The 26,800-nt window shown below is 41.2% G+C and carries 25 protein-coding genes, 1 pseudogene and 1 CRISPR repeat array; of the genes and pseudogenes, 9 read left to right on the plus strand and 17 right to left on the minus strand.

Translation table 11 applies throughout. The annotated features are described in order from the left end of the window. Nucleotides 1–70 precede the first annotated feature (70 nt). A complete protein-coding gene (locus AB0756_RS39020; protein ID WP_408037379.1) occupies nt 71–205 on the plus strand; it encodes a hypothetical protein in 135 nt (44 codons plus the stop codon). Nucleotides 206–232: 27 nt separating this feature from the next. Beyond that, nucleotides 233–802, plus strand: coding sequence for a CHAT domain-containing protein (locus tag AB0756_RS39025; RefSeq protein WP_038072034.1), 570 nt, complete (start codon nt 233–235; stop codon nt 800–802). A 481-nt stretch (nt 803–1,283) separates the two neighbouring features. Here the strand turns inward: AB0756_RS39025 and AB0756_RS39030 are convergent, their stop codons facing one another. Next, nucleotides 1,284–1,577, minus strand: coding sequence for a hypothetical protein (locus AB0756_RS39030; protein ID WP_038072036.1), 294 nt, complete (start codon nt 1,575–1,577; stop codon nt 1,284–1,286). A gap of 148 nt (nt 1,578–1,725) precedes the next feature. Beyond that, a CRISPR array of direct repeats spans nt 1,726–2,479; the repeat unit is 36 nt; unit sequence CTTTACACTTACAACGCCCCGCAAGGGGATGGAAAC. A 724-nt stretch (nt 2,480–3,203) separates the two neighbouring features. Between AB0756_RS39030 and AB0756_RS39035 the strand changes: the two genes are divergently transcribed. Continuing rightward, entirely contained in the window at nt 3,204–3,683 is a 480-nt protein-coding gene (locus tag AB0756_RS39035; protein ID WP_408104051.1) for a hypothetical protein, read from the plus strand. A 414-nt stretch (nt 3,684–4,097) separates the two neighbouring features. Here the strand turns inward: AB0756_RS39035 and AB0756_RS39040 are convergent, their stop codons facing one another. Further along, on the minus strand, nt 4,098–4,454 hold the full coding sequence (locus AB0756_RS39040; RefSeq protein WP_137986377.1) for a hypothetical protein: 357 nt from the start codon (nt 4,452–4,454) through the stop codon (nt 4,098–4,100). A gap of 835 nt (nt 4,455–5,289) precedes the next feature. Here AB0756_RS39040 and AB0756_RS39045 point away from each other — a divergent pair. Then, the gene (locus AB0756_RS39045; protein WP_408037967.1) at nt 5,290–5,412 is read left to right on the plus strand and encodes a hypothetical protein; all 123 of its coding nucleotides are present in this window, start codon (nt 5,290–5,292) and stop codon (nt 5,410–5,412) included. A gap of 411 nt (nt 5,413–5,823) precedes the next feature. Here AB0756_RS39045 and AB0756_RS39050 read toward each other — a convergent pair whose 3' ends face one another. Continuing rightward, entirely contained in the window at nt 5,824–6,009 is a 186-nt protein-coding gene (locus tag AB0756_RS39050; RefSeq protein ID WP_050046037.1) for a hypothetical protein, read from the minus strand. Nucleotides 6,010–6,326: 317 nt separating this feature from the next. Here AB0756_RS39050 and AB0756_RS39055 point away from each other — a divergent pair, with 317 nt between their 5' ends. Together AB0756_RS39055 and AB0756_RS39060 are read left to right on the plus strand one after the other, a co-directional pair. Beyond that, nucleotides 6,327–7,055 carry a hypothetical protein gene (locus tag AB0756_RS39055; RefSeq protein WP_408037969.1) on the plus strand — a complete coding sequence of 243 codons (729 nt, stop codon included), beginning with the start codon at nt 6,327–6,329 and terminating at the stop codon, nt 7,053–7,055. Between the two features lie 11 nt (nt 7,056–7,066). Continuing rightward, on the plus strand, nt 7,067–8,335 hold the full coding sequence (locus AB0756_RS39060; protein WP_038093810.1) for a GTPase: 1,269 nt from the start codon (nt 7,067–7,069) through the stop codon (nt 8,333–8,335). Nucleotides 8,336–8,349: 14 nt separating this feature from the next. Here the strand turns inward: AB0756_RS39060 and AB0756_RS39065 are convergent, their stop codons facing one another. After that, nucleotides 8,350–8,529, minus strand: a complete 180-nt coding sequence (locus tag AB0756_RS39065; protein ID WP_137986378.1) for a hypothetical protein — start codon at nt 8,527–8,529, stop codon at nt 8,350–8,352. Between the two features lie 44 nt (nt 8,530–8,573). Then, nucleotides 8,574–8,756: pseudogene (locus AB0756_RS40090) on the minus strand (DUF7219 family protein); the annotation flags it as partial. A gap of 816 nt (nt 8,757–9,572) precedes the next feature. Here AB0756_RS40090 and AB0756_RS39070 point away from each other — a divergent pair. Further along, nucleotides 9,573–9,710: a hypothetical protein gene (locus AB0756_RS39070; protein ID WP_153021483.1), complete on the plus strand. Its 138-nt coding sequence runs from the start codon at nt 9,573–9,575 to the stop codon at nt 9,708–9,710. On the opposite strand, the gene AB0756_RS39075 is transcribed toward AB0756_RS39070, so the two are convergent. Next, the gene (locus tag AB0756_RS39075; RefSeq protein WP_153021484.1) at nt 9,707–9,877 is read right to left on the minus strand and encodes a hypothetical protein; all 171 of its coding nucleotides are present in this window, start codon (nt 9,875–9,877) and stop codon (nt 9,707–9,709) included. The genes AB0756_RS39070 and AB0756_RS39075 overlap by 4 nt on opposite strands. Before the next feature lie 278 nt (nt 9,878–10,155). Between AB0756_RS39075 and AB0756_RS39080 the strand changes: the two genes are divergently transcribed. After that, a complete protein-coding gene (locus AB0756_RS39080; protein WP_038093816.1) occupies nt 10,156–10,362 on the plus strand; it encodes a hypothetical protein in 207 nt (68 codons plus the stop codon). Nucleotides 10,363–10,368: 6 nt separating this feature from the next. Here the strand turns inward: AB0756_RS39080 and AB0756_RS39085 are convergent, their stop codons facing one another. The 3 genes from AB0756_RS39085 to AB0756_RS39095 all read right to left on the minus strand — a co-directional run bounded on the left by AB0756_RS39085 (nt 10,369) and on the right by AB0756_RS39095 (nt 13,127). Next, nucleotides 10,369–11,070, minus strand: a complete 702-nt coding sequence (locus AB0756_RS39085) for a hypothetical protein (protein ID WP_038093819.1) — start codon at nt 11,068–11,070, stop codon at nt 10,369–10,371. 623 nt (nt 11,071–11,693) lie between these two features. Continuing rightward, a complete protein-coding gene (locus AB0756_RS39090) occupies nt 11,694–12,326 on the minus strand; it encodes an ATP-binding protein (protein WP_038093822.1) in 633 nt (210 codons plus the stop codon). A gap of 3 nt (nt 12,327–12,329) precedes the next feature. After that, nucleotides 12,330–13,127 carry a hypothetical protein gene (locus tag AB0756_RS39095; protein WP_050046040.1) on the minus strand — a complete coding sequence of 266 codons (798 nt, stop codon included), beginning with the start codon at nt 13,125–13,127 and terminating at the stop codon, nt 12,330–12,332. Between the two features lie 1,043 nt (nt 13,128–14,170). Here AB0756_RS39095 and AB0756_RS39100 point away from each other — a divergent pair. Then, a complete protein-coding gene (locus AB0756_RS39100) occupies nt 14,171–14,596 on the plus strand; it encodes an EVE domain-containing protein (protein WP_038093828.1) in 426 nt (141 codons plus the stop codon). Nucleotides 14,597–14,829: 233 nt separating this feature from the next. Here AB0756_RS39100 and AB0756_RS39105 read toward each other — a convergent pair whose 3' ends face one another. The 8 genes from AB0756_RS39105 to AB0756_RS39140 form a co-directional block, all read right to left on the minus strand. Beyond that, entirely contained in the window at nt 14,830–15,228 is a 399-nt protein-coding gene (locus AB0756_RS39105) for a hypothetical protein (protein WP_038093830.1), read from the minus strand. Between the two features lie 77 nt (nt 15,229–15,305). After that, on the minus strand, nt 15,306–15,977 hold the full coding sequence (locus AB0756_RS39110) for a hypothetical protein (RefSeq protein WP_038093833.1): 672 nt from the start codon (nt 15,975–15,977) through the stop codon (nt 15,306–15,308). 6 nt (nt 15,978–15,983) lie between these two features. Continuing rightward, nucleotides 15,984–16,634 carry a GTPase gene (locus AB0756_RS39115; RefSeq protein ID WP_038093835.1) on the minus strand — a complete coding sequence of 217 codons (651 nt, stop codon included), beginning with the start codon at nt 16,632–16,634 and terminating at the stop codon, nt 15,984–15,986. A gap of 3 nt (nt 16,635–16,637) precedes the next feature. Then, the gene (locus AB0756_RS39120) at nt 16,638–17,627 is read right to left on the minus strand and encodes a GTPase (protein ID WP_050046041.1); all 990 of its coding nucleotides are present in this window, start codon (nt 17,625–17,627) and stop codon (nt 16,638–16,640) included. A gap of 399 nt (nt 17,628–18,026) precedes the next feature. Beyond that, nucleotides 18,027–18,851: a DISARM system phospholipase D-like protein DrmC gene (gene drmC / locus AB0756_RS39125; RefSeq protein ID WP_050046042.1), complete on the minus strand. Its 825-nt coding sequence runs from the start codon at nt 18,849–18,851 to the stop codon at nt 18,027–18,029. Continuing rightward, on the minus strand, nt 18,848–20,728 hold the full coding sequence (drmB, locus tag AB0756_RS39130; protein ID WP_038093837.1) for a DrmB family protein: 1,881 nt from the start codon (nt 20,726–20,728) through the stop codon (nt 18,848–18,850). Before drmB ends, drmC begins: the two co-directional genes overlap by 4 nt. Then, on the minus strand, nt 20,725–24,642 hold the full coding sequence (gene drmA, locus AB0756_RS39135; protein WP_038093840.1) for a DISARM system helicase DrmA: 3,918 nt from the start codon (nt 24,640–24,642) through the stop codon (nt 20,725–20,727). The genes drmB and drmA overlap by 4 nt, the downstream gene beginning before the upstream one ends. Further along, nucleotides 24,639–26,744 carry a UvrD-helicase domain-containing protein gene (locus AB0756_RS39140; RefSeq protein ID WP_038093843.1) on the minus strand — a complete coding sequence of 702 codons (2,106 nt, stop codon included), beginning with the start codon at nt 26,742–26,744 and terminating at the stop codon, nt 24,639–24,641. The genes drmA and AB0756_RS39140 overlap by 4 nt, the downstream gene beginning before the upstream one ends. Nucleotides 26,745–26,800 lie beyond the last annotated feature (56 nt).

The following is a 26,800-nucleotide window of genomic DNA, read 5'->3' on the forward strand; positions in this document are numbered from 1 at the left end:
TGGAGCAGGTCAAATAGTTTGACAAAATCAACTTAATAGCGAACGACTGCAAGCAGCACTTGAGTAAGTTATGACAAATCCTGCTTGTAAAGCGTCTGCTATGCACTTTAAAGCATTGAATCACAGAGCAGGTGGTGTAGTTAAGGCAGCTGACATTGTTGAAACTGTTGTAGCAACAGGTCAACCAGTTTTAGCAAAAAAATAAGATGCACACATACACTTAGGGTTACTTATGAGTAACAACCCAGCTATCACAACTATTTTAATTCTATTTGCAAATCCTGCAAGCACTCCAAGACTGCGATTAGATGAAGAGGCACGCAAAATCGATGAAGTATTCCGACGCTCGAACAATCGCGAACGGTTTATACTAGAGATAAAATATGCAGTGCGTGCGCGGGATTTGTTCCAAGCAATTTTAGATTATCAGCCTCAAATTGTTCATGTATCTGGGCACTGTGCTGGAGAAGATGGAATTTTACTAGAAGATGATTGGGGACAGCCAACGGTTTTGAACACAGATGCACTTATTGAGGCATTTTCTACTAACGGTGTAGAGTGTGTGGTACTCAACGCTTGTTTCTCACAAGCGCAAGCCAATGCAATTAGCCAATGTGTTAATTATGCGATCGGCATAAATCGGGAAATTGGGGATAAAGTAGCTATTGATTTTGCTACCGGATTTTATGAGGTTTTTGCAGATCTTCAAGATGTAGAGTCAGCTTTTGAGCTAGCTTGTTCTCGACTCATTAACGATGGGGAGCATTTAACTCCAGTCCTTAAAAAAAGAATGTTACAATAATTGCCATTACCACCACTAAGGTAATCATTGCTACTACACTATAGAGGTGCTTAAGTTTGGATAGGTTTTGAGTAGCGCTAACTTTGTACTGTTTGTTTAAGGTCTTTGCCACATCTACCGAAGGGCAATTTTGGTCCTTCGGTAGATTCTGATTGAAGTTATCTTCTCGCTTACCTTATCTACAAAGCTATTTACATATGCCAGCAAACGTCACACCAACGTTAACCGCTAATTAAAAACTTTGACCCCTATTAGCCCTAACATTAGGGCTAACTTTTCCGTGCGGGTGAGCTTATCGCCAAAGGCGTGTCGCACTACTACCGACACCTGCTCGCACGACAAATTTTGGCATCTCCACAAGTCCTTCATTTTGTGACTGTAATTTGAATAGTATGAATCGCCAAGGAAACTTGAGATGGATTTATATTATGTGTAATTTTTAAGTTTAGAATTCCCAGTTGAAAGTCAAACCATAGGATTCTCAATTTCTTTCTTTATATCGTTCATTTGATGCTCTGTGTTTGGCAGGGCATTTTTTTTGGTAGCGATCGCTCAATATACCCCTAAAAGCAGTCCCCAAGCGATAAGCTGGGAGAGGCTTGCGCGGCTGGGCAATAAGCGCTCTTTCAGCTTGCGCCTTCATGCGATAGCTTCGCACTTCGGCTAAAGCCGTATCGCTCTTATGGGGGCTTGACAAAATAAGTAATATGATGTATTCTACAGCTATTGTGTTGATTAAAATCGACGCATCTCGCCCGATCCTTGAAAACCGCATAACTTCGTTGAGATGCGTCGATGGCTTACGCTGTAAGGTTTTCAGACTGCAAAATTGACCGCTTTTAGAAAAATTTTGATGATTTTTTAGAGATGCGTCGATTGGGGGGTCTGAAACCCGCTCACAGTAAGGTTTCCAGAAGTGAACTCTTTACACTTACAACGCCCCGCAAGGGGATGGAAACAAACGACCCTAGCAACAGGGTTGCTGGTACTTGAACTTTACACTTACAACGCCCCGCAAGGGGATGGAAACCTAATGACCTTTCTTACTAAACAACATCGCAGTTACTTTACACTTACAACGCCCCGCAAGGGGATGGAAACCACATATGCTCTTCGTATTTACAAAGAACTTCTTTACACTTACAACGCCCCGCAAGGGGATGAAAACCTTCAACTGTTGTGCCGTCACATTTAATAGTGACGCTTTACACTTACAACGCCCCGCAAGGGGATGGAAACTTCTCTAAAGTTTCCTTGTTCTATAATTTTTTTTACCTTTACACTTACAACGCCCCGCAAGGGGATGGAAACGAAGGAACACCACTCCACTTAAGCAGAATAAGCCAGCTTTACACTTACAACGCCCCGCAAGGGGATGGAAACTTGTCAGAGCAATTGTTTCTTCGTACATTGTTTCGTTACTTTACACTTACAACGCCCCGCAAGGGGATGGAAACCCTCGGATAGTTGCTGCAATAGTGCCGTCATTGTTTCTTTACACTTACAACGCCCCGCAAGGGGATGGAAACACATCATGCAGACTCCAAGCGGGACTACCTTTTGGCTTTACACTTACAACGCCCCGCAAGGGGATGGAAACTTTGGGGAACCGATCGGATTTATTTGCTTAGCCATGGCTTACTTTACACAGCACTCACCCCGCAAGGGGATGGAAACTTTATGATTTCATTTGCTATAGCTAACGCTTCGCCATTTCCTTTACACAGCACTCACCCTGCAAGGGGACTTGTTAACTGGCACATTGTTAAGCACAGCAGCCGGATGATATCGTGCTACACAACCAATGAAAAATAAGCACTGTGCTGTGTAGTGTTGGGCTACAACTGTCACAGTGCTTAATGGTTTATTACATCGGTATGGGAGTGCGATAAGCCGGGTACGGCTTGCGCCAAGGGCGATCGCTTATAAAACTAAAACGCCAAAGAGCGTGTGATTTCTGGAGGCGTTTTATTTGAGTTATAAAGATTTATTTAGTTATTGTCTGTATATACGCATAGTTTAACGGTAAATTCAAATTACAGAGTGAAGAATGCATAAATAATCTTTAGAGTTTCATAAACAGAGTGTTAAGAGCGGGCGGCATTTGGCAATTTAAAAGTATTTCTGTTTTTTAACTTTAAAAAAAGGAAAAAAACTCATGTATGATTAGGTTGACACAGCCTACATAAGCCTTGATAAATAAGGATTTTAAGTCTACACTAACCTCACATTAAGCTTACACTTAAGTCTACATTTCTATGGAAATAATAGATAAAACAAGACTTGAAAAAGCACGTTTCTTGCCCTTGCTTAAGGTAGACTTTAAGAGATTGATGTCTTACCCCTTAAGCATCAATCATTGGCTAGATTTATAAAAACTAACTTAAAAGGGTTACAGGATTTGATAGCGAATATTGATAGCAATAGCGATATCGATTATGAAGGCAATAGTGAAGCAGTAAGACAGTTAGCCGAAAGGGTAGAGGAATTGGAATCCCGATTGGCTGATAGCGATAGCGATACCGATAGCAAATCGATAGCAAAGTTAGAGAAATCCTTGAGCAGTTTGGAGCAGAAGCTCGAAGCCGTTACACTAAAGCTCACCATACTGGAATCAGCCGTTGTGCAGAAACAATACGGTCAAAGAAAGGGATACAGAACACCGTATAACAATCCCTACGTCGTACAGCAGCCTCTCGAACTTCAGCCCTTTACTGAAGAAAATTTAGCTCGCCGATTGGCAGTTGAGGTATCCACCCTAATCAAACAAAGGAAAAATTTGAGCGAAGTCGAGTTTGAGAAGTGGTCTCGAGGTCGGGATACAAGTAAAACGGGTTGGCGCTATAAAGATGATGGATTGTACCATCCAATCGGCCAGTGAATTACCTTCAACAATGCGATCTCGCCTGCTCTCCTATTCCAACAACTCCAGTTGCACTAGCTCTAGTTCTGTATCTGGCTGTTGGGTCTTTTTACCGAGCCCATTGGGCGCGAACAAATGAACTATATGCATTGAAAGCTGAAACCCACTCCCAAACTGGATTAAAAAATGGGGTCTCCAAGTTATCGAAAATGACTTCTTAATTTCTGGGACATTTGCCACTTTTTACATAATCGCGAAAAACTCTATCCTTTGCATAATCCAATAATTTGCTATTCCAGGGTATTCCAGCTTAATTCTCATATAATGACACCAACCAGCCCATGGGGATTTCGTCTAAAAACTTATTTCTGTATTAATAATGCAAGTTTTCATAAAAGCTTCGGTCAGATGTGGGATAAATGTCGGTTTTAGCTAAATAGCCCCACACTGCCTTGCTCTCTGTAATACTTGCGGCGGAATATATCGATTGGGGTCTCTAAGGCTCATTCCCAGGTAGCCGCTGATATATGCATTGTTACATTTTTGCAAGGCTCCCTTCAACTTTGGGGTAACTTTTACTATGTGGCGTCGTATGGAAGTGCTGCGTGGTATGCTACTTCCATTCCTTTGTAGCATTTGCTGCTCTATTGACAATGCCGGTGTATTTATTGTGGGAGGTAGCTGCGGTTGTGTAATGAAGATATCCGATTGTGCCCGCACATTACTACTTAAACTTGTTAATGTTACTAAAGATATAAAAATAATCCAAACAGGCTTGAGCTTATTCATGGTTGATTTCTCACTAAAACATTATGCAATAAGTAATTGCTTTAGAGACTACTGTTAAATACAGAATTTTGCTTATTAAAAACTTATTTTGGATAATATCACGTATTTTTCTATATATACATTGTTGTATCGTTAATTTTTGCGTATATTAGCTTATTTGCTATATTACACGCAGCTATTAGGTAATGCCTTAGAGGATGTTTGGAAAGTATTAAACAAATAGATTAAGCCAGTCTTCCTAAACGATTATTATTTTTAAGGAGCCGTTGTACAGAAACAATACGGTCAAAGAAAGGGATACAGAACGCCATACGGTAATCCCTACGTCGTACAGCAGACTCTCGAACTTCAGCCCAATACTATCAGAAAATTTAGCTCGCCGATTGGCAGTTGGAGTATCCACCCTAATCAAACAAAGAAAAAGTTTGAGCGAAGTCGAGTTTGAGAGGTGGTCTCGGGATCGAGATACAAGCAAAACGGGTTGGCGCTATAAAGATGATGGTTTGTACCATCCGATCGGCCAGTAAATCACCTTCGACAAAGCGATCGCCTGCTCTCCTATTCCAACAACTCCAGTTGCAGAGAAGTAAAGTTTGTCAAAATACCTTCTATACCATTATTTTTTAAGGGATATATACCCTAGCAATCTTCACAAAGTTAGTGGACATGAATTAATGGAGATAATTTGCATAATTAGGCGATCACACTCTTTACCAAACCGAAATTGCGATCGCCTACAGTGGGTCTTTGCCCATTGCCTAAAAAATACAAGAATTCAAGTTCACGTTAAGCCAACTCAAACAGTTTGTTGTTGAACAGGCTGAATTGCTTTTATATGAACCCCAAGGCAATAACAGCATTGAAGAAAGGAACAGAGAAAGGGGATTGGATAACGCTAGTTAAGCTGTCTCGTTATTTTGGCGTTCCCATAGAAGATTTGTTGGAAATTGAGGATTAAGCTGTGCGGAACTTAGGTAGAAAATACGCAAATATCCAAGAGAATTAGAGGGATGGTGGGATGTGATAGTAGTAGTGAGTGCAACCACTAAAGCGGTAGGCTTTCGCCCGCAAAAAGTTCGATGTGGCTTAAGCCGTTAAACGAAGCTTATCGCACCCCCACCCTTTAAACTAAAAGTGCGATCGCATGAAGGCGTAAGCCGTACTCGGCTTATCGCGCAGCGCAAGCTGAAAGAGCGCTTACCGCCCTTATGCGTGGGTTGAGGAGATGCAATGTCTTTTCATGTTGCTTAACTCAATTTTATACGCCGGACTCACATAGATTTTTACAAAACTTTACGATGAGTGTGCAAGTGGCACAGAGCGCAGAGCGATCGCCCCTACAACAATTTCTGTATTTCTGTAAATACATTTAGCCCTTGCTACCATAGTGCTGCTCTAACAACTCTCGTAACAGGTCAGCTATTGTCACCCTTGCATCAACAGCTTGGCGCTTGATTGCACTGTGAAGCGATTCAGGGATATCTAAGGTTAGGCGCTTCATCTTTTCAGGTTGCGCCTGTTGGGGCTGAGATGGTATAGGATTGCGATCACTCAAAGCCTCCCTTCAAGTAATCGCCCGTCGTGTGAATAATTAAGCCCTCGGTGCGTTGCACCGGGGGCTGTGTTGTAAATATCGAAACCTGAAACCTTGATACCAACAGGCTAAGTAAAATGATGTTAGTTTTGTGGGATGCGCGTTTGAGGTCATTTTGTTAGCGTTTTTTGTTCAAGCTTCAGTAGTTGTACAGAAAAAATGGTATAATAGTTATTAATTTCACTAAATCCATGATTTTGTAATTAAAGTGTCGGAATCCTTTTCCTACCTGAATCTCTGGGTGATCTACTGACAAATACAGTCAACTTGCTCTAGTTATGCTACGAGCAGAATTAGTTATAAGGTTTTATATGCTACCTAGCATCATGCAAATGCGCTTACAGCAACTGGAAGACAACGTTGTTCGAGTCCTCAAATTGCTTAATGAATATCGCGTGGAACTGATAGACGAGCCTGATCCGGGAACAAAAAATAAATATCGTCGTCGTATTGAAGATTTGAGAAAACAACGAGATGAATATGAAAGTGAGTTAATAGCTATTCAAGAGCAATTGACTAAGGAGCAGCCTAAAGAACAAATTTCAATTATTACAAGCCAACTTCAGCAAATAGATAGTAAGTTAAATTGGCTTGCTGATAGTCAAGCAGCTTTACACCAAACTATCTTTGTACACTTTACTACTGATGAAAAAGATTTAGTTGCTCCAATAGCAAACCAGCTTGAAGAGGCTCAAGTAGTTGAAGTAGAATCCGTGTTAGAGGTAGTTGAGTCTAATCAAGTTAGTGAAGAAGAAACAAAACTAGTACTCACTCAATTACAACAAACTCTAGCTTTGCTGAAAGAGAAAGGTTTTCAGCTACCAAGTGGAAATGAAGCAATAGTTGAAGTATTGAATCATCCTACTCTTGATGCAAAGCAGGCATTAAAAGTTTCCATTCCAATCATCCCATTTCTCCTTTCATATGAAGGTGAATTAGGGCTGGGGACTGGAATCAAGATAAAGGAAATATGGGAGCGTTGGAAAACAAAGTCATGGAATAAATAGGATTGGAAATTATGAATTGGAAAAGTGAAATAATTCAAATACTCGAAGGCAACATTAAAGAGGCAATTTTATTAATTGGTGACTATCGCAAAAAACTTCTTTGTGAAGATGATCCAGGTAAAAAGCAAAACATTCAAAATAAGATTCAAGAACTAATGGAGGAAATAGAGAGAACTGGTGCTGAAATTATAAAACTTGAAAGAATGCAGGCTACTGAAGGAAAAGATTATAGTTTAGAAATTCCACATGAAGATATTCATGAGGCGTTACCAGAAGAGGTAAAAGCTACTGATGTAGAAGATATTTATGAGACATTACCGGAAGAGGTAAAGCCAGTAGTTGAAAAGTTGCGACAATCTTTAGAGCAAGCCAAAGGTCAAACTTTCACTTTTCTACTTGTAGGTAAAACAGGAGTTGGGAAATCCAGCACCGTTAATTCGTTAATGGGTGCGAATGTTGCGCCTGTCAGAGATTTTGACCCCTGTACAGTGGATGTAACTACTTATGAAAAAGATTTAAATGGAGCCATTGTTCGCGTAATTGATACCCCTGGATTGTGTGATGATTTAGAAGAAGTAGGCAAGGATGCCGAATATATTGAGTTGATACGCAAGAAAATTTCATATCCTATTGACGCAGTTTTCTTTGTTACCCGTTTAGATGAACCCAGAGTTGATGCCAATGAGAAAAGGGGGTTACGTTTAATTACTAAAGCATTTGGTGAACTGTTTTGGAAAAAATCGGTTATTGTATTCACATGCTCGGATAAAGTGGCAGACTCACGTTTTGAGGAATATTTAAGCGAACGAACCAAACGTATTCATGCAGCTTTAATAGCACTTCAATTGAGTAACGATACTGTCTATGCAATCCCATCTGTGGCTGTAGATAATACTAATCTGGAAAAAGTCAATCCGCCAGACGGACTAACATGGATTCAACAGCTTTATTGGACTGTGCTTGATCGTGTTGAAGATACTCGCAAAGATGTTTTTTACTTGTCCACAGTACAGATGCTTGAAAAAGTACGAGTTGCTCCATTTGGCGTAATGAAAAAAATTTTTGTGACGGGGACAGCTACTGTTAGTTCTGGAATGTTGGGGTCTTACTTAGCATACTTCCTAGGGGTGGGTTCAACTTCAGTAGGCACAGCTATAATTGGAGGAAAAGCAGTAGCAACGGGCTTACTTTTAATCAGTAATCCCACAGGTTGGGCAATAGTACTAAGTACGGCAATTATCGGAGGAGGTTTAGCGTATCGAAGTATTAAAGAATACTAAATCATTTGTTTAACTCACATACTTAAGCAATAGTTTTCAAGAAAATCTTTTCCTGATATTGATTTTGGTGCTGAAGTACCTAATTGCGTTAAAAAAGGTGAAGCTATCATTTGCATTACCATTTTTACAGCCAGTGCTCGTTTCAGTTCTCTAGGATCTGGATTGGCTTGAATGAATTCCATCAACTCTTCCATAAATCCCACCATGCACCCAAGAGAGCGCTATTTACATTGCCATTCTATCTATATATGTGATTTTTTACAAATGATTTAGGATTGCTATAGCTCTTCTCTAATTGCTCCCAAAGTCTGCTAATTTGATTGTAAACTTCTTCCGGTGAAATTTTACCAAGAGTTTGTAAATTGCAAATGTAGCTTACTCGTGTCACAAATTCTTGTAAATTTGCATTAAAAACAAGTCTTTGGGGTGTGAATTTTCCTCTATATTCATGCTTTTAGTAGAGGAAGTTGTTTAAATTTGGTTCTTGTTTTTCTTCCATAATTTATTTGTTAAAATTCTTGTACACTTTGTAGTCTTAAGGCTAGGCTGTCCCTAGCCTAGCCTTTTTTATTTTCTCAGAATTTTTTTTGAAAATATGACCCTTGCTCCTTGCCTGTATACTCCAAAAAGCGTAGTTAGTCCTCTTGTCGAAAAAATTTATCCTATAGATTTTAGTTCATCATAATAAAGTTATCGATGGCGATCGCAAAGCCCCAGTAAATGCCAAAGAGGTAGTGAAAAGAACTGTTCTAGAACACCGATTCATTAATAAAACATAAGACTGATAAACCCTGTTTTAACGTCTTTTACAAGCAAATATTCCTTGTTGCAACCCAACGAGACCTGGTTTTTTCGTCATGATTCCGATTACTGAATCGGTGTTCTAGAAAGCGGTTGCACATGACTTCACCCGTCTGTTCACTCAAAAGCGCTTGCCCTGCAAGTTACCAAGCGCTCCTACCGAAGTAAAGAACCCCGCTCCTACCATAAAACCAAGCGAGAAAATCTTACCTAGGGTTCGTGAGTGAGATCGCACTGACCTGAGTTTTTTACCTCTCGATAGTACGTACCCTAATAATTTAAATTTCCAAATAGAAAATCGAATTGAGAAATGCAATAGTTACATAGAGATACCAATTTTTTCAAGAAGTAACACGGTTCATGGGTTTTTTGTCAAAAATTTTCCTTTAGCTTTGTTGTAAATTCGTTAGGACGATAACTATCTTCATCAAGAGGATTGACCTCGTTCAATCGCCAGCACGTATTGTGGGCATACAACGATCGCCATCTACTGCTGCTAGAAAAATATATTGCCAGTTCGTTGCGTGGCTCGAAGCCCGTTCCTCAATACGGATGGCACAGAGCGATCGGTTAACTGCCTACGGAAGTACAAATGTATCCCTGTTCGGCTTGCAAAAGATGCGACCAATTTGTTAGAAACTCATACGATCGCACCTCTAGAAAACCAAACCGCAATTCGACCAATGGATTCAACCGAGCACGAACCAATACAACTACAGTGTGAAGAAAAAACATAACCATAGATAACTTGATGGATGAAACTTAGTGGTTTGTCCCCGTTGTCAAGTACTGGCATATATTACATCTGTTTGTTGTAACAGCACGGTTGCTCCAACAAATTTTTCTGAAATTCTTCCCCAGAAATGTTTTCCAGCTTTACATGATGGTTGGTTACAGAGGGATCTGCCATTGAGCCATGTTCTTTAAGCGTATTATCTTTTGTTAACTCTTTAATTTGTTTTTCCTGAATATTGCTTCATTACTTGAAAAGTTGAATGAAGTGTTAGGCAAGAGCAAATATGAACGTATTTTACGAAACCGATACAGATTCCCTTAGTTTAGATTATGTTAGTAGATGTATTGCTGACTTAAAAAAGCTTGAATCATCATCTGCAAATAAAAATGGAGAAATAACGGCTGCGATAACTATATGTGAAGCCTATAGACAACTCTTACCTGAATTTGAACCCAGTATTGAATATGATGAGATGCCCGAGCAAGATTAATTTTTATTAATCATAGATTTGCCGGAGTAGTAAATTCAGGTATATTTCAACCTCTTTAGCTACTTCTGCATTCTCTGTCCACCCTTCAGCTTCTTTTTTTAGAACTCCAAAAGCATATTCCATTAGTTCATATGGGCAAGAACTCAACCTCTTTTTATCCTTATCTTTAATACGTAAAGCAGAAAAAGATTTAACGGAATTATAGAGCCATTCTAGACATACAAACAATAAATCGCAGAAGACTTTTACAGCTTTATATACATTTTCATCTTTTTTATAAAACTTATTAATATCTATATTTCTTAGAGTCGATGCAATAGCAAACATAGTCAAATTACATCTTGCCTTATTTGTCTCTAAATACTTGGCGATTAAGTAGTGTGAATAAATTGTTTCACTATTACCAATTTTTTCAACTATTGAAAGTAGATCATCCTTGCCGTTTATCTCACTATTTTTATTTTGGTTGAAGTAACCTATTACATCCTTTTTATCTTTCTCTGGAAGTGTTACGCTCTTTTCTATCTTAGCTACTAAAAATTCTTGAAATATTTGTTGAAGTTGAAATGAATCGTTTATATTTATATTAAAGGTATTATTTCCAATTTGATTAGCATGGAGTGTATCAGAATTAATGATACTACCACTTATCTGGGAATTCCTTAAGTCATTATTAGAGACTTTTTTACTATCATCTGATTCCGACATAAGTCAATTTTCTATTTAGAAATTACTCTGCTGAAACTTGCCTCATACTTCACTAGTGATTGAGCCGATTTTAGCTCAAGTTTTATTATTTTAGCTTATATAGTTACTCAACATCTTACCAACCTTACATAGCATAGATCGAGACATTTATAATTTACCAAAGTGCATTCTTTGTAGAAGACGAGCTTCCTACCATGAAGCTCGGAGACTTTTTTTGCACAATTGCTACAAACATCTTTTGGATATCTGGTGGTCTATCGCATTAATTTTGAGGGGTTGATCTGAGTTGTATTTGGTTTTTATGGCGCTGAAGCGCAACTACAAACCTCTCAAAACTTTTGCGATAGACCACTAGGGTCAGGCTGGACGGCAGTGCCGCAAATAGGACAATTTACGCAGTCATTTGTTTTATGTATGCAGTGTGCTGTCTTCTCCTTGCTTAACTCAATTTTATACGCCGGACTTACAGAGAGTCTTACAAAACTTTATAATGAATGTGCAAATGGCACAGTATAATTGCAGGCAAACGTTCAAGTTTCCAAGAGAAGGAGAATTGCGATTGCACTTAAGACGACCGCTAAAACCACCCGTCGTCCTATACTTTAAAGTACAGCCAAGGCTTTTTATTTGATGCTACCTAAGATAGTGTTATCAATAAAATTTAATTGCTCAATTGAGAATTTATACATATCAGAAGGAGATAAATTATCTGTCTCATAAACTACAATATTACTGTAATGCTTCTTTAATTGAAGATTCTTCAAAGTAGAATCATAGGCTTTTCTGAGATGTGTATACATAACTGAATTGGTAATTTTGCCAGTCTCACGTCCCCGAGCTAAAGCAGTTTCAAACTTAATTTGGAGCACTATAACTAGGTCAATTCTATTAAACCATTCTGGAATAAAAACAAATTCTTTAATTGTCTCCAACACTGATTGCTCTACTTGTCCTGAGTTTTTAAAAAATTCTAACCAACATATTGAGTCTATAAGACCACGTTCCATAAGAATTAATTTATTATCTGTATCTTTACTTACTTCAATAAGTTGCTGAACTGTTCTACACAATGACCAAATATCAAATGTCCATTCAGTTTTATAGTTACTTATTGGAGAGATACTAGATGCTGTTGGTACAACCCTGCAATTAATCCCTTCATCTCTCATTTTTTTTTCTAAAATATCTATTATTGTAGATTTTCCCGCAGCTGGTAATCCTGCAAGCTCAACAACTTTAGCTCTTTTTTTGTCCATTATTTATACTTTGGTTGAATGCAGTATTTCTGAGTACTTAGTAACAGATTTTATAACTAATGAATCATATTCCATATCATATATTTTTGCGTAGTATTCATGACTTTTTGAAGAGCTTTTATCTCCTTCTCTAATATCAAAATTATTACCACGTTTTAGTCTTCTATATGCAATGTAAAGTAATGCATCTTCATGTTCATACGGGTCTATAAGCATACCTCTAATTCCGATATCAAATGAAGTCGCCACTAATACTGCTCCTGCATCCTTTAAAATCTTTGCGTTTCGCCGGACTCCAGTAGCTTGGCTAGATGCGTATAGAACAGTAACTTTCTTACCCTGAGAAGTTATTCTCTGAATAGCTTCTTCATAATCATTAGCCCATGACATATCGCTTCCAAACATAATTACTTCGGTTTTAGTTGCAAGCATTAAACGAATCCCTGTATCTATAAGTGCTTGTCGTTTTACACGAATCATAGAATTCGGCGGGTTTAAGTTAAATCTACTTGCACTGATAATTGTTATAATTAATATGATAATTAGTGCAATTGAGATCCAAAAATTATAATTTGACCAATTTATAATGGATACTTGTGTTGAACCCAACCAAAATGATGAACCAGAAACTATTATATAAGGTAAAACAGAGCGGGTTTTTTGCAATAAAGATGAGTATTTAAAAGCAAGTGGATTTGGTATTAGCCAACTTGTAATTTGTAGCACAAGCGCTAAACAAGTAACAGGAAAAGAAATTACTTGAGCAAGATTTGCTAAATCTTGCAATGTATTAGGTGTCATTTAAATTCTCCTACAGGATTCAATATAGTTATACTTACTTATAAAGTATTACAAACGCAGGTACATGATGCTTACAAACAATAAATAACGAGAAAATTAAAATATATACTACCATTACTAAATAGTTCACAACAAACTATTGCTCTAATACATCAAAATACAAACTTGTTGTTTTGTAAACCATAATCGTTATATAACTTAATTATTATATTTTTCGACCTATCATGCCAAAATTGCAAATTCTTACGCGACTATAACAAGAAATTTTACTCTTTACGGATATCGGTCTATTTTTAATGATTTAAAGTTCGCTAGCATTTACCAGTAAATAATGACATTTAGTATATTTTAAGATAATTTGTATAAAATTTCAATTGATTAGGGAAACTTAACAGAATCTTTACATCTAATCTCCCTACACTTACCCTAAACTTCCGTATTGAATGACTTCGTTACCTTACCTTACATACTGCACCTAAAGTAAGTAGTCATGCAAATTCGTATAATTAAGATATTTAGAGTTGCTTCGGAAAGATTTAGGTTAAATTCAAGTAAATATGAAAAAATAATTATGACAACATGTGGACTTGTGAGATTCCGAATAGGAACGCTGGTTATTTAAATATCAAGTCATGCTATTTTTCCTGAATAAAAGTGGTGTACATAGATACTTGTTTTTACCTTGTTATTGACAGAAACTATCTCAAACGCTTATTTGAGCGTTGAGAGTGGCTGATATCTGCGACTGGCAAGTACAGAAGTGAAAGCTAGTCATAGAGCCGTATTTGTATTTTTCGGAGATGTCTATTGCTTCCCTTGGGTACTTTTACTCTGTACTCCATCCTTAAACTAAACGTGCGATTGCCGAGATCGATACAAATGTACCATATTCAAAACCTCGGCTGTTACAAGTTTTGATACAAAGTGTGCGACTTGCACAGCACAATTGCGCGATCACCTAAAGGTTTTGTTCCCCGTCCTCAGACAAGCGTAGCAGAAACTATTGAGGTTAAAATTCTGTTAATCCCTGAAAATGAAGTTACATGGCTTACTGGCTTTTCCAAGGCAATCCTAAATATTACCGAGTTCTTGACGCTATCAAAGACTTTGACCAAATGCCGTGGTTAGTCACTCGCTACGCTCAAGACATTGCTCCAGGCGACGGTGTTATGGTCTGGGTATCTGGCACTCAAGCAGGAATTTATGCACTAGCAGAAGTTACCGAACCTGCCCAACTCATCAAAAATATTCCAGATAAAAAATATTGGATAGATGCCAGTCGTGCTTTAGAAAAACAACAAGCCATGATTCGATTCACCCATAAGCTGCTAAAACAGCCATTGCTAAAAAGCAATTTACTGCAAGATCCCATACTCGAAACTTTATTGGTCATTCGTGCTCCTAACTCCACCAATTTCAAAGTCAGTCCTCAAGAATGGCAACGAGTGCAGGAGTTGATAAAGGAGTAGTTGTAGTAACTCGCGAAATAAGTTATGCGAGCCCAATCGCTTTTAAAATTTCGTCTGAGAGAAAATTTGTGCGTCAGTTTATTTAATATCTGTTTTTGTAGTTAAGGACTGGGAGGAAGTAGGGGTGAGATATTCCGAACAAGAACTTCCCCCACAACTACTGGTGATGGTAGTGGGTAGTGTTGGGAGTGCGGTACTCTTCGCGATCGCTCTGTTGTCGCTCAAATGACTATTTACTTTGGGTTATAAATCTTGTTAGGGTGCATCTTTTCAAAGTAGATAATAGCTGCTTCACCAAACCCCTTCACTGCTGCCGCACCAATTGCGGGTTGTACAAATTGTCCCACTATTGGAACAAATCCTGCTATACGACCACCTATCCTACAAAAAAATTGTCCCCCGCCCATTGCCATAATGGCAGCTGCCAGTGCTCCAGCACCACCTGCTGCCACTATATTAACGTTATAAATTTTGGCAATGCGAGTAACTATGATAGCTTGTACGACAGTTAGACCACCTTGAAATAAAAATGCACCAACAAAAGGAACGCTACTACCAACTCCTGTTAGCAATCCACCTCCCATCATTAACCAAAGTTCTTCTCTTGCCTGGTCGCGACAATACTTAGTCATAAAAGTAAATGCAAGTTTGAATAGTAATCGGGTTTACAGGATTAATATTGACAGACAGTTCCTATGACTGGAAACAATTATTCCCCCACTGCATTGCGGTCTTCACGTAGATAAAACGAAATCTCATCAAAAGAAATTTCAAATGCAACGAGCAAAGACTTCATTCTGTCGCGAATGCTGTTTGCTGATAAATTTCCTTCAGCATAAATACCAGGAGCAATTTCCAAAGCCGATCTCAGTTGAGTTGGTTCAGTTGCAAACATAGCTCCACCACGAGGAGCTTTTGCCTCAGAGCTTTCAATAAAATCTTTAAATCGATTAATATCCTTTGCAGCCAGTTGTACGCAAAAAAGTTTATACAAGCTCTTCCAAGTACTGACACCTTTATAAGCCTGTCCCATAAAGACAAAACCGTAAGGGCGTTTGTAAGTAAAACTTTCATCAATTGTATGGGGTTGAGTTGAATCAAGCTCTCGGATAATGCGATCGTGTTCTACAGTTCCCTCGCAAGCAACATCTACTCGTTCCGCACTCACATGAGTAAAATGTTCAATCAGAGTTGAAATGTCAGAAGTTACTTGGTTAAAATTATCTAATTTGCCATTAAACGCTAACTTAAATTCAAATCCCTTCTGAAGTGCTTGTGAATCGTTGTGCTCGATATTGAGCCAAATATCATCGGATAGGGCTAGTAAATTTTCTTGCACGCGTTCGAGGTCGGTTAGAATTTGCTGTACTCTTTCTTTCACGATGTGTTATTCCTTAGGTGTTGTAAATGCGGCTTTGTAGGAGCAGGAGTGCGATCGGCTTCCTAGTGAATCTCTAGAAACCTTTGTCAGAATTGATAGAATAGGAACACCTTTTTGACTCCATCCCCGTACTAAATTATCTACTCGCAGCTTGTGTCGAAATTTTTTAAATTTAGGTTCTAGGTCATTTTCTCCTGTAATACTTTGTAAAAATGTTTCTATATGGTTGATTTTTTGTCGTGTAGCTGCGTCACGAACATCATTTGAAACAGATGCAGCAAAAGTCAAAACCAACCATGACTGATTCCAAATTTCAGACCCCAGATAATTAGTTAGACAGCGTAATGTTTGTTTCTCGTCAGGACGAAATCTTGTTTCATTAAGTCGCGTTATATAAATGATGCCATCAAGTTGCTTTAAATCGACCTCTCTTTGTATCAAAACTAAGTACTCTTTATCTAGTAAGGCGTTATCTTCAGCTAATCCTGGTGTATCAATCAAGCAAATATCTCCAAATGGAGTATTTTGAGCGTAATGCTTAACAATCTTCGTACAAGCTTCAAATTCTGAAGAGGGAGCCAAGTATTTACCAAAGGTTGCATTGATAAAACTGGATTTTCCAACACCTGTTTTTCCAACAAGCAAAAATTTACGCATACTTTAGCCCCATAACCATGCAACCAATCCTACAACTGCACCAACCCCACCTCCGATTGCTGCTCCTACTGGTCCAAATGTGGCTCCAGCACTAGCCCCTGCTACTGCTAAAGCTGGAATAATTCCAGCGTCAATTATTTTCTTTTTTACTACTTCTTTCTGTATATCATTAAGATTAATTCGCGGTTCTTGATATTTTCCACTTTCTTGTGTATGACTATATTCTTCAGCAAACCGCCAATTAAGTTCTTTTGGATTATTGGAACTTTTTTTATCTGCGTTGCGCGGTGGTTTTATACTATCAGCTGTTGCCATTAAAAATGGGATAATTCCTCGTTCAGATATTCTTAAGAAAACTTTTGTATAAAGTTCTCCAAGCCATTCTTCGCCATCTGGTGTTTTTTTACTCTTATTGTCTACAGCCACTGATGGAATACTGTTTGCTACTTCAATACTAGTAAATTTAGCTATCTCTTTCCTAATCAACTCTGTTCTTTTATTCAAAGCTTCTCGATATCTTTCCTCCCCAACAGAATTGGCATAAGTAAAAACAATAACAGCGTGTTCCCATACCTTAGGAGTAAAGGCTTCTGAAATAAGTTTTATGCCCCGCTTTTCATCAGCAGTAACTCTTGTTTCATCAAGGCGGCTAACAAACCACATTGAATCAATTTGTGTTACTTTTGAACGCATACTTCCCAAATACTTTTCATCATTTCCCTCTTCCTCAACATCATCACATAATCCTGGTGTATCAAAAACTGTAAAATTAATTCCACTCATTTCAGACTCATAAGATTCAATTCCCATTGTTGTTGGCTCATAATCACCTACTTGAGCAATGGGCTTACCCATTAATGAATTTACAGTGCTAGATTTTCCAACTCCAGTACGACCTACTAAAAGGAAGACAAATTTTTTATTTCTCGCATTTTGTAATTTTTCAATAAAAGAACCTAGAATCGCAGAAAATGGGGTCTTCTCGTCACTCATATCGTTCCAAATGATAAAGGCTATATTTATAGTGTTCCCAGGTAAGGCAAAAAATTGCTTAATACAGCAAAATAGGTAATGAGTTATCAATGCAACTTAGCAACTACAAGTAATGTTTGAGGAAATTTTTTTATAACGCTGAAAACTGGTACTTCTTTAAGTTAATCTTATACTTAAAGTGAAACTATTATATCAGTAAAAACCTCAAACTTTTATAAAAAAACTACAAAGAATGAAAATAAGTAAATAGGGAATCATACTAATTTTTATCTATTCTTTCAAAAATATTAAATGATACTTTAGACATAGGTGTACAAATACTCCTGATAAGAGAGCGGATTATATAGGTGGAGCCTCGTAATAAGAGTTTAGAGTTATTATTTTTAAATAAAAATTGCGTTACTCAAAATACAGCATAAGCGTCTCCTGCTGAATCAGATCGTTCATATGCTCCACCACCTGACAAGCCAAATCCTCACTATGAATCAAAACCCCCATTTCCATATTCAGCGTCAAAGCATACTCAGTTAAATTGGCACTGGAAACAAACAAATGCTGGCGATCGCACACCACGCACTTGATGTGCAATGAGCCGTAGCGTCCTTCACTATCCGTCAATCGCTTGTGGCGCGGCCAGATGTAAAGTTGTGCTTTTCGAGCAATTTCCATTCCCAAGGTTGTACCGACACCAAAAGGAATTTTGCCTTCACCGGATTCCGGTGTTTCAGCAATAATCTTCAAGCTAATTCCTCGCTCGATCGCATTTACCAGTGCTTTGGCTATCTCTGGAATTTTGTACACTGCAAAGCTAACTAGGATTAACTCTTGCTTTGCATCTTGAATGAGTTGTAGCAACACCTGTTGGGTTCTGCGGAGCCTGGTTCCTTCCAAACTCGGTCCCGTCCACACCAACTCCACCGATAGCTCCTCTCGTGCGGCTTGTTCGCAGTAGGCAGCACTCATTAAAGCAGCCGCGATGGCGTATCCGCCCGCCGCAGGCATCGCACTCCCATCTACATGACTGCCTTCCCGGCTCCAGGCATCCAATAAGTCTGCCACAACCCTGCGAAAGTTAGGATTGGGCAACTGGGTGAGGACAGATGCTTTTAGTGTTTTACTGTCACCAGTTGCCAAAAGTTCAATCAGAGTTTCTAAGACTGGGCGTGGCAGCTGCTTGGCACAGGTACGAATTTGGGCAAGTAGAGGAGGCGATAGAAAGTTCATACAGCCTCACCAAAAAAAGCTAAATCTCCAGAAAGCACCGTAGGCACGAGCAATGTCCGGTCGAGATATTTGTTTCCCCGCTCGCAAGAAGTTTCCGGGCTAAACAAACAAGCATGACAGGCAGCCCAGTGTAAAGAAATAGGTCCGGTGGATGGAGTGTGTTCCGCACACAACGGGTCGGAGGCACACAATTTCATTTGTTCTAAAGCCTGGTCGATATGGTAACCCAACGTTTTTGGCTCTCCCAAACTGACCAATCCTCCCAATGTTCCTTCACTGTCAGGGGCAGAAGTGTAAATCAATACACCTGCCATGGGTCCGGTGTCCTCTCCTGGGAGTTTGGAGTAAATCCGCTCTCTCAAGCTAGCTGCATTGTAACCGCATTCAATTGCCACCTGCCGCATCAAAGCATGAGCAAAAGAATGTATCAAAATGTAACGAATACCGGGGAACCGGACAATTTTGGGGTCGAGGGAACGGATAGCACACCAAGCGTTGTGGGCTTCTATTGCTTGACGGGCATAATCTTGCGATCGCTTGCTTTGTTCCCAGCTTTGCAATGTCTCTTCTTTAAACTGAAGAAAAATACCTTCTCCTTTGACCTCGCTTGCTGGTACCCACTTGGGTTTATTGCGACTTAAATCCACGCGGTAATCTGTCAAAACTTCACCGGAGTCTAAAAAATCCCCTGGCGATTGAATGCGAGTAAATCCTACAAGAGCCCGGACTTCTCGCAATCTTTCCACAAGAACCACCTGAGAAAAGCGCTTTTCATAACCCGATGGTGGGTTGACCTTCCGCAGTTGGAAATCTGGAGTATTGGCAGTCGGGTCAGCTGTAGAAAATGCCTCCCATTCCGGGGACTTTAGATCCTTGGCACTCTCATCGTCACCGTTTCCTTGAGGCTGAGCTTGCTTTTTCTCAACCACTGCCCAAATTTTATCGGTTGGATATTTGGAAAGTTCTTGCAGCAAACCCGTAGCTTGAAAGGCTTGAAGTATACCCGATAAAATATCAACAGTTGTCGCTTTTCCCAGCATCGTCCAATTCTGTTCCACAACCTGCTCCAACTGATTGGATGCCGTAGGAATTGACAGTGCTGAAAGTGTCATGGGGAACCAGCTATTGGAAGCACCCAGCAATATGGTTTTCATCTGCTCGTCACAGCTATCATCGAAATGTCGCAGATGGGGGTGACGGGCGCGGCATTTGGGCATATTCTTTTTGCCCTCTTCCCCAAAAGCATCCGAGAGTGCTCGTTGCTCCTCACACAGATCGCACTTAACAAATATATCCGTAGGAGAACCAGAAACTCCGTACTCTTCAAATCTCAACCGTCCCGGACAATCTGGATTTTTTCTGTGGACGAAATGCAACCAAGGAAAATCATCTAAATGCCCTTTTTCACAAGAAACCAGAAATCGTGAGGGAATTGCGGATGGTTCCTTAAAACCTTTAGGACAATTGGTATGAACGTAACTGGTTTGGTCGGGTCGGTAGGGACTTTCTTTGAGTTTAAACAGCCCCGAACTTAAAGGAGCTAACAAACGACACCTGGGGCATACCATCCAACTGGGGAAAGGAGCGACAGGAATTCCTACCTTAGCATTTTCACTGAAGGGGTTGAACGAAGTTGTATCCTCTGGTGTTGGCGGTGATAGCAACTGCTTGACTTGGTGACCGAGTTCCCAACGGACGGCAGCCAGCAAGCGTTGTTCGTTCAGTTCCAAAGCACCGTGAGTGCTCCAATCCTCCAACCCCATAACCATAACCGAAAGATTGGGCAAATCCACCACCGCACCCACACCAAAGGAGAATAATATTTGACTGGGACGCAATTCGCCGACTTTATATCTATGGTTTGTTTGGTTCGTCATTTTGGTAGCTCCTTCATCGTTTGGGGTCTGCGATCGCTCTCGTCGGCAATGGTGTCTTGTAAAATCAAGCCTACAGTCGGTTCTACATTGCGTAGGGAGTTGAGACAGGTGAAATCTTGCCACAGTCCCCGCCCCGGTGATTGCAAAAGAGGTACGCTCACACCGTCACGCGTTGCATCGTATTTCAAGATGCTGCCGCCTTCTCGGTTTTGGGCGGTATTCAGCCAGGTGTCAAGTTTAGCTTCTAAAGTTTGTTTGACCAAATCGCGAGTGTCGTTCCCTGCTATTAATTGGGCACGTTTGGCAATGGCATCAATTGCTGCTTGGATGTAAGGGTGGTTGCGTTCGATACGCCCTGCTTTGTCGTTGCCGTTAAACTCCCGCCCCGCCAACCGCACTAGGGCTACAAATAACGCTGCCAGTCCTCGATCAATGGCACGGGGGGCAAAGGGAGTCAGCGATAAAGCTTCCACGTGCTGGTAAAAGGTGGCATGGTAGTGCTCGAACCGTTCGTAGTGGGATAGGTCGCGAGGACGCGCCCAGTTGTAAACGGTGACGACCAAACCGGGGTAAGTCCGCCCGACACGGCTGGTAGCTTGGATGTACTCGGCGGTGTTCTTGGGTTGTCCGGCAACTGCCATAATCCCCAAACGCCTGACATCCACACCTACGGAAATCATGTTTGTTGCAAGCAGCACATCGATGGGTTCGAGTTGGTCTACTTTTTGCCCTGCTTTGCGACTGGCTTTGATTTTTGCTTCGCGCTCCGGATCGAACGGGGTTTCCAGTTGGTCGAGGATTTTGGGAATATCTGTAGAATCCCTGCGAGATGTCAGTTCTTCTAGAATTACCCTCAGCCTTTTCGCCAAACCCCGGTTATCCATCTTACTTAAACGGGAACGAATATCATCTTCCACCAATCGCCTCGTGCCACCAAGTTCCCGAATGGAGTTAAAATAACCCACCAAGGTCATCCAAGGGTCGGCGTAACTCCCATACTTTTCATACAAAGATTGAGAAGCAGAGAGAATAGCAACATAAACGCGGATGAGGGCAACTTTCAGGCGTCTTCCCGTCGCACAAATACCCAAGTATCGCCGTCCTGGATTGCCGGGACCCGGTTTTCTTTGGCGGGAGAAGAAGTTATCTTTGACATCCAACCCTTGGGGTGGAAAAACCCGTACTTTTCTTAAGAACAAGTTATTGACCTGAGATTGAGCTTGGCGAATGGTAGCGGTGGAAGCGATGACCTTGGGGCGTACCTTTTTCCCATTCACCTCCCAACCAGCCAGTTCGTCTACTGCTGTTTCATACAACCCGACTAACGTACCCAAAGGACCGCTAATCAGGTGCAACTCATCTTGAATAATCAGATCGGGCGGGCGTAGCAATTGAGAAGGTTTGGTTTTGGCTGCTGGGAATTGCCCTTTTTTCGGATGGGAATCGCTGTCTTCTAGATCGGACGAGCGGAAACCGTGGCGATCGCAGTATCCGTCCACCTGTCCGAATAACATCTGCACTTCCCCTTTCCAAGGCATTTGGGCAAATTTATCGACAGTGGCAATCAAGAGAGTGGGGAGACGGCGGTAAATTTCTTCATCCACCACCAAAATTGGCAAACCTTCTCCTTTCGATTGTCGTTCGCCAAACAAACACCGACCCAAAGAATCGCCGCAGTAGATGATAGTGCGCCCCCGTCCGTTTTTAACTGTTTCCACGGTAATGTTTTGACCGGAGTTTATCTTGGTACCGCACCAGGGACAATTGGTAAGTTGGTGCGGCGAACCCGTGGCGCTATTCTGGTACTGTCCCCTTGCTTGCTTGCAAAATTCCTCGCTTTGGTCGGTATGGTTGGGTGTCGTTCTTTGCCCCACCCACAAACCAATACGGAAAGGTTCTTGTCCCCATTTTCTCTCATCTTGTCTGCGGATGGATTCGCAAGCACAAATTAAAGCAGTGGCGCGTTGGAATTGCTGTAACGTGAGCAATCGCAAGGTGTATCGCATTAACACGGTAACACCGTACTCCCCCGAACGTCCGGCAACTACCCCCTGCAATCTCCTCAACCCTATGGTGTATGCTGTCAAACCAAGGTATGCTTCTGTTTTACCACCACCTGTCGGGAACCAAAGCAGGTCTGCGATCGCCTGAGTTTCATGGCTCCTATCTGGGTGGTGCAAGTCGGTGATGCTGGGTAGGTTAAGTAAAATAAAAGCAAGCTGGAAGGGATACCAAGTGGGGTTGGGAATTTTATCCAAATCCGCCTCCTCACCCCGACGCACTTGTTCGGAGTACAGCGAGTGAATCCTTTGCAAGTGCATGGCTTGGTTCATAAACCGAAAGGCTTCTGCTGCTTTTTCATCTGTTTGCAGCAGTGTCAAACCTTGCTCGATGCGCTCTAAAGCCAGTTTGCAGTTGGCGATCGCTTCCTTAGCTGCGTCTTGATAATCAGCCAATCCCTCATTTGGGTCGGATATGCGCTGCTCTTCATCCCCAATCCACTTTGCATATGCTGTCACCAAAGAACCCAGTTTAGCAGCCAATTCAGCTGTTGGAGTTTGAGACAGTTCTTTCATATCCAAAACCAACCCCGCTAACTCCGGAATTTCACTGGCTTTAGGAGGAGTGGTTTTGGGGACTTCATAGACTGGCACGACAGAGGTGGAAAGTTTGATTGCTCGTTCGGTGACACCGGGGGCTGTCTGAACGCGAACGCTTACCCCGTGCCCGATGGCAAACTCGATTTTGCGACGGTACAGCATTGCCATCATCTGCTCTTCAGCATAAACGATGGGGTCTAACTTCAGAGCCTGACGCGGTTGGTGGCGCTTGAGGAAGATATCAGGATGTTTGCTATCGGCTGATTTTACACTTAGTTCGGCTTGAAATAACCAAGCCACATCTTTGGATTTAGCTGGTTCCATTTGACCGTTGACTAAAAACAAGCTAACAATCCAATCTCCATTGTTTTGCTTGCGGATTCTTCCTTGGACGAATACTGAAGGGAAGTCATCGTGTACTCTCCAATTGTCAATCTTTCCTTCCACCAAGGGAATGGGGGGAGAAATTTCTCTGATTTGACGGCGCTTCCACACTCTTTTTGGGGTATCGTCCTTTTTCCTTAAAGTTTCGCTCTCCTTGCGATCGTAATGTCCCCAACCTGCTGTCACCTGCAAATTCGCAGCACTGGCACTGACACAAAAGGTCATGCCAAAAGAAGAAGGGAACATGGTTTCTGTAGATACCGTACTGACTTCAGTACTGCCCTCTTCCACCGTACCCTTACCCGCTACCGCTAATTCATCTTGCTGTTCTGGTGTAATGTAGCGCTGTTGCGGTGCCAGCAAACCAATTAAGTAACGGTCTCTAACATTATCCTCATCCAATTCTTCCTCCTCCCCACCCGCAGGACCGAGTAAATCGTTGAGGATGGCTTGTTCGAGTTCGACACGGAGTTGGTAATCGCTGGGTCGTTCTAATTGTGGCTTTTGGGTTGTTTCTTCTGTTGGTTTCTCACTAACAACTGTACGAGTAGTGGGTACAAATTGCGGTTCTAACAAATTGCCCTTTTCCTGGGATGGAACGTACTGAGTTTCTAATAGCTCTCCTTGCCTTTCGGTTGGTGGTATCACTTTCTTTTTAGAGGCACGATGTTTTTTCGGTGTTGCTTGTGCCTTTTTTTCAAAATAGCGGAGAAGTTCAGTGGCAATATTGTCTGAAATAGCATCATTGATTCCCAACCAATCGGCATCGTCAGAAGCATCTAACCCCTCAAGAAGAATGGCTAATTGCGATTCTGGTGCGGAAACAACAGCGCTCCAATCTAACTGAGCAGTACGTTCTTTAAGCTGTTGATTGATAACAGAGAGATTGAGTTCACCTGGGAGGAAGGGGGGAAGTGTAATGATATTCATGCTGCTGGTATACTGAGATTCCAAAGATTGGGGTCAAAATTTTGTAACAAGGGAGAAGCTGTCCCGTTTGGAACTATGACCAACATTGCTCTCATAGCCCGTGTCATACCCACAAATAAAGTCCGTCGTTCGCGATTTAAAATTTCTGTCACCTCTGCCGACTGCGCTCCTTTAGGAACGGATGGATAGGCAACATCTAAAAAACCCGCGATCGCCACAATGGGGAATTCCAAGCCCTTAGCCGCTTTTAAGGTTATGACCTTGACTCCCGATCGCTTTAAGTCTAGTTCTCTGCTTTTCATAAAGTGAGCTTCTAAACTACCTAGATTAGTGAGTTGGCTGGCTATTCTCCTGCCAGATGTTTCACTTGGGACGAGAATGGCACAGGCTTCGGTTCCCAAACGAAATTCCTTTGCAGCGGCTTTACAAAAGCGAATGAGTAACTGGATTTCGCTTTCTCGATCGCTGACAGTCCGAATAGCAGGTGGGGGACCGTTGTATACGTATTCCCGAGTTTCTAAAATGTCATCTAAAGCACTATCGGATAAGTAAGAATGGGCGGCGCGGTCAATTTCTTGTGTTGTCCTGTGGTTGATTCGTAATATACCCGTGCGCCCGACAAACCTCAAGTCTTGATGCACCTCCGTCCACCGGAAGCTGCTACCGTAAATAGATTGATTGGCATCTGCGGTGACAAACAAGCGACCGAGTTGAGGACAGAGTTGAGCGAGCAAGCGCAGGGAATTGGGTTCGAGGTCTTGAGCCTCATCCACAAACACCGCATCGTACTGAAGGGGATTTTTCATCGTGCGTAGAGTGGACAAAGCGCGGCTGCGGATTTGCTGCCAAGTTTCTAACCTTTGAGTTGCAAGTGTTTGGTAGAAATGTTGGCGCAAATGCCAAATTGCCTGACGTTGAACGGTATTCAAAGAAATCGCTCTCCCATTTCTAGGTGCTGTTTGATACTCTTTCAGTGTCGTTATGCCCCTAGCTTCAATGACACTACAAATTTCATCAAGTAGGTAATCCACGCTCAGACGTTTTAAAATCTGAGTTTGGGCAAGGCGTTGTAAGGAATTCCCAGGAAGAGACGCAATGGCAGTAGGATGGGCTTGTTGGATCGATTTCCACAAGTCAGCTTGTTTGGCAATATGTGGTTGTCCTGTGGTTTGACAGATAATAGAGTAGGCGATCGCATCTGCTGTCTTGACTTCCACATAACGCATATCCTTACCTAATAAGCGTTCTAGTAACTGCTGGGAGAAAGCAACTAGAGCGTTAGTGTAGGTGGTAAATAAAATTTTAGGTTGCTTGACACCTTTTTCTTTCAAAGCATTTAATACAGCACGCACTCGGTAAAGCGCCACAGTGCTTTTCCCCGTGCCTGGGCTGCCCTTAATTAACACGGGACCCGATGCATTGAGCGCCCATTTAACGTATTTTTCTTGCTCTGAATTGAGTTTGAGCAAAAAGCCCAACAATTCGCCTTCTCTAAAACTGAGCAAGTCATCCATGCTACCCGTAACATAACTCGGTTGGGCAAGGACTTGGTCAAAGTTGGGAGAACTAATGCAATCAAAGACGCGATCGCGTACCGAGGGTGGAATGTTGGCTGCCAGTAAATCCTCTAAGGTGCGGCAAGCTAGTAGAGGAGGAAAGCATTCTGTTGGTACTAAAAGTTGAGTGAGGAGACTTTCTGTTAGCCGGACTGGTAGTAAGGTTTCTGGTGGGGAATCTGGAGGTTGAGTTGGAGGAGTGTAGTTTGGCTGAAGGGTGAGTACGTTGTCTAGATTGGACAAACCACCAACATTAGGCAAAGAAGTATCAGCGACTAACTTATCACCCCTATAAATATCCTTGCGGTTATCTACACCTAAAAGAGCAACCCAATTATCGGCGTAGGTATAAATAATGCGGTAGTCTCCCGAACGCAGCCTGTAGACATCGCCCTTATATCCATGCAGCTTTTTCTTCAAATTACTATGAGGTTTGGGGTCGGAACGCAAGACCTCTATTTTCTCCAATATCTGCACCACTCGCTCTTTGGGGATAGCCAAGAGTTGATTGGTGAACGTGGGTTTGTGGATAATTTCAAAAAACATTGTTGTTTTGAGTTAAATTTACGTTTAATTTTGTATAAATTTAAATCCTTAAATAC

Source organism: Tolypothrix campylonemoides VB511288_2, assembly GCF_045999855.1.
In the GTDB taxonomy this organism is placed as follows: domain Bacteria; phylum Cyanobacteriota; class Cyanobacteriia; order Cyanobacteriales; family Nostocaceae; genus Scytonema; species Scytonema bouteillei_A.